This is a genomic window from Rahnella inusitata, assembly GCF_018288855.1.
Taxonomy (GTDB): domain Bacteria; phylum Pseudomonadota; class Gammaproteobacteria; order Enterobacterales; family Enterobacteriaceae; genus Rahnella; species Rahnella inusitata.
The window spans coordinates 2,838,365-2,851,073 of record NZ_CP065024.1 but is presented as its reverse complement, the minus strand read 5'-3'; the positions used below and the strand labels follow the sequence as shown (position 1 = coordinate 2,851,073).

At 54.2% G+C, this 12,709-nt stretch carries 10 protein-coding genes; 7 read left to right on the top strand and 3 right to left on the bottom strand.

The features are described from left to right. Positions 1–60 precede the first annotated feature (60 nt). Entirely contained in the window at positions 61–603 is a 543-nt protein-coding gene (locus tag I2123_RS13295) for a chorismate mutase (protein ID WP_112167678.1), read from the top strand. Here I2123_RS13295 and I2123_RS13290 read toward each other — a convergent pair. Together I2123_RS13290 and I2123_RS13285 are read right to left on the bottom strand one after the other, a co-directional pair. Beyond that, positions 597–1,520: a DMT family transporter gene (locus I2123_RS13290; protein WP_244879814.1), complete on the bottom strand. Its 924-nt coding sequence runs from the start codon at positions 1,518–1,520 to the stop codon at positions 597–599. The genes I2123_RS13295 and I2123_RS13290 overlap by 7 nt on opposite strands. Continuing rightward, positions 1,517–2,110, bottom strand: coding sequence for a TetR/AcrR family transcriptional regulator (locus I2123_RS13285; protein WP_213050680.1), 594 nt, complete (start codon positions 2,108–2,110; stop codon positions 1,517–1,519). Before I2123_RS13285 ends, I2123_RS13290 begins: the two co-directional genes overlap by 4 nt. Before the next feature lie 201 nt (positions 2,111–2,311). On the opposite strand from I2123_RS13285, the gene I2123_RS13280 reads away from it, so the two are divergent. The 6 genes from I2123_RS13280 (at position 2,312) to I2123_RS13255 (ending at position 10,609) form a co-directional block, all read left to right on the top strand. Continuing rightward, positions 2,312–2,737 carry a CopD family protein gene (locus I2123_RS13280; RefSeq protein ID WP_213050679.1) on the top strand — a complete coding sequence of 142 codons (426 nt, stop codon included), beginning with the start codon at positions 2,312–2,314 and terminating at the stop codon, positions 2,735–2,737. 176 nt (positions 2,738–2,913) lie between these two features. Further along, the gene (locus I2123_RS13275) at positions 2,914–3,936 is read left to right on the top strand and encodes a LacI family DNA-binding transcriptional regulator (RefSeq protein ID WP_244207793.1); all 1,023 of its coding nucleotides are present in this window, start codon (positions 2,914–2,916) and stop codon (positions 3,934–3,936) included. Between the two features lie 620 nt (positions 3,937–4,556). Next, positions 4,557–5,282: a gluconate 2-dehydrogenase subunit 3 family protein gene (locus I2123_RS13270; protein WP_213050678.1), complete on the top strand. Its 726-nt coding sequence runs from the start codon at positions 4,557–4,559 to the stop codon at positions 5,280–5,282. A 44-nt stretch (positions 5,283–5,326) separates the two neighbouring features. Next, positions 5,327–7,096, top strand: a complete 1,770-nt coding sequence (locus I2123_RS13265; RefSeq protein ID WP_112167682.1) for a GMC family oxidoreductase — start codon at positions 5,327–5,329, stop codon at positions 7,094–7,096. A 15-nt stretch (positions 7,097–7,111) separates the two neighbouring features. Then, complete coding sequence (locus tag I2123_RS13260; RefSeq protein WP_420834336.1) at positions 7,112–8,380, top strand: c-type cytochrome; 1,269 nt, start codon at positions 7,112–7,114, stop codon at positions 8,378–8,380. 162 nt (positions 8,381–8,542) lie between these two features. Beyond that, positions 8,543–10,609: an FUSC family protein gene (locus I2123_RS13255; RefSeq protein WP_213050676.1), complete on the top strand. Its 2,067-nt coding sequence runs from the start codon at positions 8,543–8,545 to the stop codon at positions 10,607–10,609. 52 nt (positions 10,610–10,661) lie between these two features. On the opposite strand, the gene I2123_RS13250 is transcribed toward I2123_RS13255, so the two are convergent. Next, the gene (locus I2123_RS13250) at positions 10,662–12,173 is read right to left on the bottom strand and encodes an anion permease (protein WP_112167685.1); all 1,512 of its coding nucleotides are present in this window, start codon (positions 12,171–12,173) and stop codon (positions 10,662–10,664) included. Positions 12,174–12,709 lie beyond the last annotated feature (536 nt).

Below are 12,709 nucleotides of genomic sequence, written 5' to 3'. Positions count from 1 at the left end.
CGTTCCGGTATTATTACTTGTTTATGCTGCTTTTTTCCCAGCGTTATCTCGGAGTGACAAATGCATCAATTGGTATTGTTAGTTTCTTTGTTTTGTATGGTCAGTTCGGCATTTGCCAGCCCGGATCCGGCGACATCTCTGGCCTCGGCGATGAATCAGCGAATGCAGGTGATGAAAGATGTGGCGGGTTACAAATCCGCACATCACTTACCGGTTGAGGATTTGGTTCGCGAGCAGAAAGTGCTGGCCGCCGCGCAGGCAGAGGCAGGCGAGGCGGGGGTGGATCCTCAGTCCGTTGCACCGTTTATTCAGGCGCAGATGGATGCGGCGAAAGCCATTCAGTACCGTTATCTGGCCGACTGGCTTTCCCGCCCTGAACCGGACTGGAAACCGGCAAATCTTGAAGACGTCAGAGCGCGGATTTCGCAATACGATAACGTCATTCTCAAAACTATCAGTGAGCAGTTAAAGTCCGGTGGATTCAGCGACGGTGAGCGGGCGCAGTTATTGAGCCTGCTTAACGCGCCGCAGCTGAGCGGGGCTGACAAGCAGCGCCTGGTCGATTCACTGGCGCTGATTAAACCGAAATTACCCGGTCAGTAAGTTCTTGCGGTGACCGTGCGCGCGCGCTTCGCCGGTGCAGTAATTACGATCAGGCATCCCAAAATCAGCCCGATGCCGATCCAGCCCATCACCGGCAACCTTTCACCGACGATCATCACAGCGAGCAACGCTGCGACGGCTGGTTCCAGCAGGGTAAGGGTGGTGGCGAGACTGGCGGGAATGCGCGCCAGCCCGTAGCCGTAACAGACATAGCCGATAAACATCGGGATCAGCGCCATGTAAATGCCGACGGCGGCGTTCGTCATTGATGCCAGCAATGGCGCGCCGGTGGCAAACAGCACCGGCATCAGCAAGATCCCGCCGAGCCCGAAGGTGGCGCCCATCGCCGTGCGGGAGGGAATGTCGCGCTGCATGAGATGACGTGCCGCCCAGGAATAGAGGGCGTAGGTCAGTCCGGCGAGCAGGCCGAGGGCGATGCCGATAATGACGTCCGATTGCTGCGCGGTTGACGCGTGGTTGGCGTTTTCCGCCACGCACAACAGCACCATTCCGATGACACCCACCGCCGCGCCGGTCATCCAGCGACGTGTGAGCCGTTGTCCGTCGAGACAATATTCGATGAGTGCTGAAAGCAGCGGGGCGGATCCGATGGATATGACCGTGCCGACCGTCACGCCCGCAAGATGCATGGAGGCGTAAAACGCCAGCGGATAAATGCCCACCGCCAGCGCCCCGGTCAGCAACATCCCGCCGTTCTGGCGCAGACTGACGCGGCTTCTGATAATGCCCCGCAGAGCGATCAGCGCCTGTAACAACCCGCCGACGCCCATTGCCACCGCGCCGATGGCAACCGGGCTGACCTCTGGCGCAAACGTCGCTGCCGTACCCGTGGTTCCCCACAATAATGCGGCGATCAATACGCCGCCTGTGCCTGACATGCGGTCTCGCTGATTCATCCTTCGAACGCCTCCATCATCCCGGCGGCCATCGCCTTCGCCTGCCGGACGCATTCGCCGTTGCCTTCCAGCCCGGCGCGGGACATCGCCCCTTCTAGCAGGAAGGAAAAGTGACGTGCCATCCGCTGCGCTTTTGCTTCGTCACCGTCCATCATGGTCAGAAGGTGAGTTGTCAGGATCGATTCGACCTGTTCTTTATGCCCGCGCACCGCGACTCTGCCCGGCGCACCGGCTGGCAACTCCGCCGCAGCGTTGAGTAATCCGCACCCGCGAAAACCGCGCTCATAGGCAAATTCTGCGTGATCTTCGTAGGCCAGAAATACCGCCATCACACCTTCTTTGGGCGTCGAGGCCTGTTGCACACGGCGGGCATACAGCGCGAGCCATTCGTCGTGGCGGATCTCAAGATATGTCGCCACCAGTTCGGCTTTCGATTCAAAATTGTTATAGAGGCTTTTCTTAGCCACGCCGGCTTTTTTCACAATGGCATCGATGCCCGTTGCGGCGATGCCATCGTTATAAAACAGCACGCTGGCCGCGCCGAGCAGACGATCGCGTGCGCTTTGGGCCGGGGATTCAGGTAATGACATGGCGGTGTTTTTCCTGTGCAAATCAGCAAGTAGGTAGACCAGTCTACCTACTATTAAAAAAGGATGAAAGAGGACGGTGAGGTGGGTTAACCGTGCCTTTACTGTGGGAAAGCGCCATAATCCGCTAAAAGCCGTTTCGGGACAGCGGGTTGACGCTGTCTGGCAGAGCAAAATGTCGTTAACTTTGAGAAGGAGTAAATCATGCTTCATGAGTGGCTGAATGCCTTACACGTTATTGCCGGGGTGTTATGGATTGGCGGGATGATGGGGATGGCAATGGTTTTTGCGGTCAGCGGGAAATCCGCTGCGAATGACGCCAGCCGTGCGGCGTTGCTCGATTATGTCCGCAAATGGAATCGCTGCGTCACCAGCCCGGCGATGCTCCTGTTGTGGATTGCCGGGATTTGGATGATTGTCAGCTATGGCAAATTCCCGCACGCGTGGCTGTTGATCAAAATGGTCGTCGTGGTGCTGCTTTCCGCCATTCACGGGATGCTGTCCGGCGAACTTCGCCGCCGCGCAACCGGCCAGCCAACCAAGGATTTCGCCATTTTGCGCAAAGCTTCCGGAATTATTGTCGCCGCCGTGGTGGTGATTGTGGTGCTGGCGGTGATCAGACCGTTCTAAATCACGCATCCGATTTCTATAAAACAAAAATCCACGCTCAGTCGTGGATTTTTTTTCGCATCAATTTCGTAACAATCACTAAACATTTTCAGCTTAACCTGATGGCGGGCCTGTGAGAAACTCACAATGATTGCGCAAACATTACAATTTGACACCCGAAACCAGTGGGCAATGCTTTGAATAACAATACTAAAATAGAAAATAACCGACTCCGTTCCGCCACGCTTGAAGATGTGGCCAAAGAAGCCGGGCTTTCACCGATGACGGTGAGCCGGGCGCTGAACAACCCGAAAGTGGTGCGACCGGCGACCATCGCCCGCGTGATGGACGCGGTGAAGATAACCGGGTACATCCCTAACATGCTGGCCGGAGGCCTCGCGACCCGCCGCACCAAGCTTATCGCGGTGGTGGTGCCACAGATTAACAACAATATGTTTGTCGATACCGTGCAGGCGATCGGCGATGCGCTGGCGCTGCGCGGTTATCACATGCTGTTGTGCATCGTCGGCTATGAGCCTGAAGATGAGACAGATATTGTCGCCACGCTGCTCTCGCGCCGCCCGGATGGCATCGTGCTGACCGGTATTCATCACACTTCTGAACTGAAAAGAATCATCCTCAACGCCAATATTCCTGTGGTCGAAATCTGGGATTTGACTCCCACGCCTGTCGACATGCTGATCGGTTTTTCACACGAAAAAGTCGGCAACGCTGTCGGAGAATATTTCCTCGACAAAGGTTTCACCCGCTTTGGTTTTATCTGCGCATCAGACCGCCGCGCGGTGGTAAGAAAAAATGGTGCGATTGCCGTATTACGCGGGCGTCCGGAGCATGAGATCGAAGAGCTGATGGTGTCGCGTCCGGCGAATATGGAAGTCGGGCGTAGCGCGCTGCGGCAGATGATGGCGGGGGACAAACGTTTCGACGCGATCATTTGCAGCTCCGACACGCTGGCGCAGGGCGTTATCATGGAAGCGGAAGCACAGGGGCTGCGGGTACCGCAGGATGTGTCGGTCATGGGATTTGCTGACCTGAACTTTGCGGCGCATAACCGCCCGGCGATCACCACGGTGAGCGTGGATAAATGGGGCATAGGTATCCGCGCGGCGGGGATGCTGGCGGATAAGATCGAGGGAAAGGCGGTGGGCGAACCGGTAGTGGATATAGGGTATTCGTTGGTAATTAGGGAATCGGCGTAAGGGGAGGGGGTGCCACGCAAAACCGGGTACTGCTTTGCTCCTCCCCCTGCCAGGGGGGAGGCTGGGATGGGGTATTGCTGGCGATAAAGTTGTCAGAGCATAATTTAACGTGTGGATTTGACGTTAATACCCACCCCAACTCTCCTCTTCGCAGGGGGAGGAGTAAAAAGCTCGGTTTCTGCGCGAGAGACCCGGTGTTCACCGTGATTGAGAAACCGAAATTTACTCAAAAAATTATATTTAAGAATTTCCTCTCTAATTTCACTTAATAATCTCATTCACTCTGAATGTTAGAAAATGTTAGCTAACAATATCATCAACAAATAACAAAACATTCCGTCGTGAAATTATATTTCTCGAGGTGAGTGATTAAGATTGCAAAAGGAATTTTTGATAATCAATGCTATTAAATCTAAATAATCTGTAATCAATTATGTTATTTAAATAATTGTTTTATATAGGTAATTTATCGATCAGACGATCCCCTATTATTGTCACCGCATAAACGTTATGGAAATAAACGTTTATTTTTGATGTTGCAGTGATATTATAAATTTGTACCTAAATAACAATAATATCCAACCCAAACTTAACATCAGGCATGTGAGAGTCGTCATTCTATGCTCCTTCAAAAGAAAACTACCCGTCGCAAGTTCTTACTTGGGTCGCTGATGGCATTGCCCGTCGGGACCATCATGATGAAAGGGCTGTCAGCAGCAGAAGCGGCTGAAATGGCTGCCCCGGATTTACTCGATTATAAACCCGTCTTTTTCAGCGCAGAGGAATGGCAGTTTATTATGGCCGCCGCCGATCGCCTGATCCCCGCCGGGGGCAAAGGCAAAGCGCCAGGTGCGCTGGAAACCAATGTGCCTATCTTTATCGATCAGCAAATGCATGGCGATTTCGGTGAAGAAATCTATATGCAGGGGCCGTTCAACGTGCATGCGCCTGCCACCATGGGCTATCAGATCCCCTTCCGGCCGCAGCAAATCTACAAAACCGGTATTCGCCTGGCGAACAGCTGGTGCCAGCAACATCATCAGAAAGCCTTCCATGAACTCGCCGAACAGGACAAAGACCAGGTTCTGACGCAATTGCAGAAAAACGATATCCACTTTGCCGATCTGGGCGAAGAGAGTCTCGTTGCCTCGCAATTTTTCGGTGAACTGCTTTCAGACACCAAACATGGTTACCTCGCCGACCCGATCTACGGCGGTAACAAAGGGATGAAAGCGTGGATTGCCATCGGGTTCCCCGGCGCGCGCGCCAGTTTCACCGAATGGGTGAAACAGCACAACGTGCCTTATCCGCTGGGGCCTGTGAGCCTGCAAGGCGCGCGTGCCTGAGGGCCGCGTCTTATTACCTTTTCTGATGAATGACAGGATTAAAGATGGCACAAATAACAAAACCTGAAGTCGACGTCGTCGTTGTCGGCCTCGGCTGGGCGGGCTCGCTGATGAGCATCGAGCTGGCAATGGCCGGGCTGACCGTGCGTGCGTTGGAACGCGGCGGCGATCGTGGCTATGAAGAATTTGCTTACCCGAAACCGGCGGATGAATACGCCTACGCCGTGCGTAACAAAGTGATGGCCACTCCGGCGCAGGCTGCGGTGACCGTGCGGTATAACATGAGCGAAACCGCGCTGCCGACCCGTAAATGGGGCGCGTTTGCGCCGGGTACGGGCGTCGGCGGTTCCGGTCTGCACTGGACCGCAGTGTTAATTCGCCCGACGCCGACCGATTTAAAACTCAAAACCTATGCGGACGAAGCTTATAAGCCGGGCATTTTGCAGGAAGACATGCGGATCATGGATTTCCCGTTCACCTGGGATGAAATCGAGCCGTATTACACCAAGTTTGAGCACATCTGCGGGCAGTCCGGCAAAACCGGTAACCTGCGCGGACAGATTATGGAAGGCGGCGATCCGTTTGAAGGGCCGCGCTCCGAGCCTTATCCATTGCCTGCGCTGGAAGATACCCTCAACAGCAGCATGTTCGCCGAAGTCACCAAAAAGATGGGCTATCACCCGTTCCCGAACCCGTCGGCCTGCGTCTCCCGTGCATGGACCAATCCGTACGGCAACCAGATAGCACCCTGTAACTACTGCGGGTATTGCAGTAAATACCCGTGCCTGAACTACTCGAAAGCCTCGCCGCAGACCGCCGTGATGGACGCGCTGAAGCGCATGGATAACTTCTCCTACGAAGTCCACGCCAACGTGATGAAAGTCGAGCTGCATGATGACAAGAAAACCGCCAAAGGCGTGATCTACATTGATGCGCAGGGCAACGAATGCTTCCAGCCGGCAAAAATCGTGGTGCTGAGCAGCTTCCAGTTCTGCAACGTACGCCTGATGCTGCTGTCCGGCATCGGCAAGCCTTACAACCCGATCACCGAAGAAGGTGTGGTGGGCCGTAACTACGCGTTCCTGAGCAACGGCGGCTCCACGCTGTTCTTCAAAGATAAAAACTTCAACCCGTTCGCCACCGCGGGCGCGACCGGCCAGATGTTCAACGACATTTCACCGGGCAACTTCGACGGAGCATCACTCGGCTTTATCGGCGGCGCGAAAATTCACAGTTCTCAGGCGACCGGCACGCCAATCAGCACGTCGCTGCCAAAAGGTACGCCTGCGTGGGGTACCGGCTGGAAAGAGGGCATGGAAGAGTGGTACGGCCATTCGATGAAGATCAGTATCACCACCACCTGCCAGTCTTATCGCGATATCTATCTCGATCTCGATCCGAACTACAAAGATGAGTATGGCTATCCGCTGCTGCGCATGACCTTCGACTGGAAACAGAACGAGCTGAAGCTGCAACAGTATCTGAAGGGCATCGTGAGCAATATCACCAAAGAGCTGAACCCGGACAGCTACAGCGAAAGCTTCTTGCCGATGGATGCGCACTTTGACCTGACCAAATACGTCTCGACGCACAACGTCGGCGGCGCGGTGATGGGCGATAACCCGAAAACCTCTGCGCTGAACAAGTTCCTGCAAAGCTGGGATGTGCATAACGTGTTTGTGCCGGGCGGCAACGCGTTCCCGCAAAACTTCCAGGCTAATCCGACGGATACCATCGGCGCGATCACCCTGATGGCGGCGCAGGCGATTAAAGATCAGTATCTGAAAAACCCCGGCCCACTGGTGCAGGCATAAGCGGAGATGAACTCAATGAAACTTAAGCGTTTATTTATCGCAAACGCCTTGCTGCTGGGTGCCGGTTTGATGGCCAATGCACAAGCTGAAACGACGTCCCCTGACAACGCGGCTTTGATTAAACACGGCGAATATGTCGCGCGTCTGGGCGACTGCGGTGCCTGTCATACCGTTGCCGGAAAACCGGCGTTCTCCGGCGGGCTGGCCATTAACTCGAATCTCGGCACCATTTATTCGACCAATATCACGCCGGATAAAAACCACGGTATTGGCAACTATACCGAACAGCAGTTCTCCGACGCGGTGCGTAAAGGCGTTCTGCCCGATGGCACACGTCTGTACCCGGCGATGCCGTATCCTGATTACGCCAAAATCAACGATCAGGATATGCACGCGCTTTACGTTTACTTTATGCAGGGCGTGAAAGCGAGTACCGAACAGCCGCCGGAAACGGATCTGAGCTTCCCGTTCAGCCAGCGCTGGGGTATGCGGTTCTGGAACTGGGCTTTCGCTTCCGATAAACCTTTCCAGCCGATTGGCGGGGCAACGGCGCAGGTCAACCGTGGCGCGTATCTGGTGGAAAGCCTTGGGCACTGCGGCAGTTGCCACACGCCGCGCGGCTTTGGGATGAACGAAAAAGCGCTCGACAGCAGCGACTCCGATTTCCTCGCGGGCGGCAGCCTGAATAACTGGGATGTCCCGTCGCTGCGCGGCGTGGCGCACTGGAATCAGCAGGAAATCGTCGATTATCTCGGTAAAGGGCGCAACGACAAAGCGGCGGTCGGCGGTGAAATGACGTCAGTGGTCGAGAACAGTACGGCGCACATGACCGATGACGATCTCAACGCCATTGCAGCGTACCTGAAGTTCCTCGGCGGCAATCCGCCGGTACCGGCAGCGGATACGCAGAAGGCCAGCGCAACCGAAGCCAAACTGACGGCAGCGAAGAACCTCAGCGAAGGCGAGCGTCTGTATCTGGATAACTGCGGTGCCTGCCACTTTGTGACCGGCAAGGGCGCACCGGGCGTGTTCCCGCAACTGGATCAGGCGACGATTGTTAATGCGCAGGATCCGACCGGGCTTATCCATACGATCCTCGCCGGTGCGCAGCAGCCTTCCACGGCGCGTGCGCCGTCGACGCTGGTCATGCCGGGCTTTGCCGCGCGGCTGACCGATGAAGAAGCCGCGCAGCTCGCGACCTTCATCCGTCAGGGCTGGAGCAACAACGCTCCGGCGGTGTCGGCCAAAGACGTGAGCGAAGTGCGCAAAACACTGGCGCACTGATGCTCATCATGTCGGTGATGTAGTGTGAAACGGCCTCCCCAAAAAGGAGGCCGTTTTCTCAGGTTTTTGATGATGGGTGCTTTGTTACACTCTGGCACAATGCAGTCTGTCCGGCACAGACTAAAATAGGGTTTTAACACCCGCTGAGCTGTTGATTTCACGATGAAATGGTTAACCAAAAATGCTGTCTTGTTCTCTGTTAAAACCTGTATTGCGGCATTTTTAGCTTTATATATCGCGCTGGAGCTCAATCTCGATAAACCGGCGTGGTCGATGGTCTCGGTGTATGTCATCTCACAGCTCTATTCCGCGTCTACGCTTTCCAAAGCGACATACCGCTTTCTCGGCACCGTGCTGGGTGGGCTGTTTATCTTTCTGGTCTATCCGTTTACCGTCACTGACCCCATATTGTTCAGCCTCAGCGTGTCGCTTTGGGTGGCGTTCTGCCTGTATCTTTCCTTGCACGACCGCACGCCGAAAGGCTATGTGTTTATGCTGGCTGGATACAGCGCAGCAATCATGGGGTTTGCGGATGTCGATACGCCGCTGTCGATCACCTATACGGTGATTTCCCGCGTGGAAGAAATCACCGTCGCCATTTTGTGCAGTACGCTGATCCACATGCTGGTGTTCCCGGTCAAGATGCGCAATCTGCTGGAGAACAGCGTCAGCAACTGGTACGGCAGCGCAAAAAAACTCTGCAACGAGTTGCTGACCGTCGAAGCGAAAGAACCGTCCCCGGAGCGCGAACACATTCTGGTGCAGATGGCGAATTATCCGGTCAATGTCGAAGCATTGATCACCCACTGCGTGTTTGAAGGGGATTCGGCGCGCAGACTGATCCGTCTGGTGTCGGCGCAGTATCAGCATCTGTCGTATCTGATCCCGACGCTGACCGCCATCGAAAAACGCCTCAGCCTGCTGGCCGAACAGGGCATCGCGTTCCCGGATTTTGTGTCAGAGACCTTCAGTCAGTTTCTGCTGTGGCTCAACAGCCCGGAGCAGAGCGGCAATGCGCAGGCAATTCAGGAGGAAATCCGCGTCTCGCAGGAGCGCATCAAAACGCTGTATAACCGCGGTGAGATGAGTGCCGAAGAAGGGTTGTTGCTCATCGGCCTGCTGGAACGTTTACAGAATTTCATTCAGATCGCGGAATCTTATTTCGGGGTGAGTGAAAGAGTCAGTCAGGTGGGTAATGACAAAAAAGCTGGCAAGCTTAAGCTGTTCAGGCGTCATAAAGATGAAGGGATGATCCTGCTTTCCGCCTTCAGCGCCTTTGTCGCGACCATGGTCGGCTGCATCTTCTGGATTGGTACCGGCTGGCGCGACGGCGCATCCGCACCGATGATGGCGGCGGTCATCTGTTCGTTCTTCGCCTCTCTCGACAGCCCGATTGCTTCGATCCACGTCTTCTTAAAAGGCGTGCTGATTGCCATCGTTATCAGCTTTATCTACGCCGCGGTGTTTATCCCGATGGCGGAAACATTTGAAGCGCTGGTCATCTGCCTCGCGCCCGGTTTGCTGGCATTGGGGCTGGTGATTGCCAGACCTTCCACCAACTTTATCGGGCTGATTATTGCCACGCAGATCCCCGGTTTTATCGGCATGAGCCATGATTTTAAACCTGACCTGCTGGTTATCGTGAATGCGTCGATTTCGACGCTTGTCGGCATTGTGATTGCGCTGCTGACCACCGCGTTAATTCGCAATAAACGTCCGTCGTGGACTGCCAAACGCGCGCTGCGTAAGGGCATCAAAGAACTGCTGCAATTCACCAACGAGATTAAAATCAATGCGTCCTCGCTGCTGTCGCGCCAGCAATACGTCGCCAGCATGCTGGATAAAGTGAATATTATTCTGCCGCGAAACAAAATCGATCCTATTCCCAACGTCGCGCTGGGTGGCAACTTAATTACTGAGATCTGGCTTGGTGTGAATTGCTACGATTTCTATGCCCGCCATCAGGATATTTTACGCAGCCACACCTTCGAGGCCGACGGTCTGATGTATGAAATTAATACCTACCTGAAGTCACGGCTGAAGAATATTTATGTCGGCCCGCCGCAAACATTATTAAACGAGTTAAACCGGTCGCTTATCGAACTGGAAAAACTCTGCCGCGCCGATATCCAATTGTTCGCGCCATTATTCTATCTGTTTAATATCCGCATGGCGCTATATCCGACACAGAGATGGCCTGCGGGGGATGTTGGCGTAAGCGCTGCATAAAAAAATCCACGCTTTTGCGTGGATTTTCGTTTCTGACAGGTTGTGTTGCCGATCAGAACATCATGACCATCCACGGGTAGGCGATAAGCATCATGCCGCCGAGGAAGATGGCACCGAAGATGGTGCCCAGACGCCAGTAGTCTTTGGTCGGGAGGTAACCACTGCCGTAGTAAATCGGGCTCGGGCCGGTACCGTACGGGGTGATGATCCCCATTACGCCCAGCGAAGTCACCATCATCAGGCAGTAAACCGGCATGTTGATGCCCGGGATGGCCGCTGCGATAGTCAGCATCGCCGGTAACAGGGCGGTGGTGTGCGCGGTGGTACTGGCGAACAGGTAGTGCAGCAGGAAGAAGGCAATCAGCAACATCACTGCCGCGACTTGCGGGTCGAAACCATCGAGCAACTGCCCACCTTCTTTACCCAGCCAGGCGATAAAGCCAACGCGTGCCAGACCGTCTGCCAGTGCAACCAGCGTCGCAAACCATGCGAAGGTGTTCCAGGCCGGTTTGTTGCTGATAATGTCGTTCCAGTTCAGCACGCCGGTCCACAGCATCAGAACCACCACCAGCAACGCGGCCAGCGCCGGTTCAATCCAGGCGGCGGCAAAAATCCACATAAGCAGCGCTGAACAAACGAAGATCAGCAGCAGGATTTCGTTGCGCGACAGCTTGCCCAGTTTTTCCAGCTCACTTTTGGCCCAGCGCGGCACTTCATCGTTAATCTTCACTTCCGGCGGATAGAACCAATAAGCCAGCAACGGCATGGTGAGGATCAGCAGGACGCCAAGCGGCAGGAAGGCGAGGAACCACATGCCCCACGAGATTTCAAAACCGGTGATGCTTTTAACCAGCGCCAGTGCAAGCAGGTTCGGTGCCAGCGCCGAGAGGAACATCGAGCTGGTGATACAGGCTGCGGTGATCGCCACCCACATCAGATAGGAACCGATTTTACGTGCGCTGGGGTCGTTAGGCTTGGAGCCATACAGCGGCGGCAGGTTAGCGATAATCGGATAGATAGTCCCGCCGCTTCGTGCCGTGTTGGAAGGCGTGAAGGGCGCGAGCAGCAGATCGGCGAAAGTGATGGCGTAGCCGAGCGTCAGACTGCGACGGCCAAGGTATTTCACCAGAATCAGTGCCAGACGGCGGCCAAACTGTGTTTTGTCATATCCGGCGGCAAACATAAATGCGCCGAAAATCAGCCACACCGTTGAGTTACCAAATCCGCTGACCGCCCATTTAAACGCCTCACCGGCCATTTTAAATTTCGGGTCGGCGACTTCAGCTGGGCTGAACAGCAGCCATTGGCTGAACAGGGCGATGACCACCACGCCGGTCAGGCCGATCACCGCACCCGGTAACGGCTCGAAAATCAGACCGACAATCACCCCGACGAAGATGGCAAAGAAGTGCCACGCATAAGGATTTAACCCCGACGGCACCGGTGTCAGCAGCAAAATCACCGCCACCAGCACCGGAAGGAACAGCATGATCAAACGTTTCTTTAGCCCCGCAGAGGCAGGAGCGGCCTTCGCGGGATCATTCAAAGCGGATGTGGGTTTCATAGTTTTTTCTGCCCGTTATTAAAAGTGAGCCTTACGCCCGGATCTTTATGTTGACGTTATCTGGAACTTTTTGTTTTAAACTGCTGCGGTAGATATTTCACGATGACATCTGAAATAGATTAATTTCTCTCGTGAATAGGCTGACGTATTACTAAAAGATAAGGAGGTATACCACGGCGGATATTATCCTTCCCCGGTCTCATTCCCATTTAAGGCATTAACACTACTTTGTGTGTGGTTATATTTTTGACCAAAATTCCTGCTTTATGAAATGTAGAGTAAATTTCTGCAAAAGCCAAATTGAGGGCATAACCTGCTGATTTTGTTCGGAGGAATTCCCATGTTAATCAAAAGTTGATTTTTGTCAACTCATGGTTAACAATTGGAGGGATATTTGCGTCAATGCTGAGTAATTAAACAACTCCTGTCCATCAGATGTTTATAAAGACACTGTCTCTTCTATTAAAGAAAGCAATTTAAATTTATCACCTGCACCGGATAACTTAATTTAGCGGTAAGTCATTCGCCCACGAAAA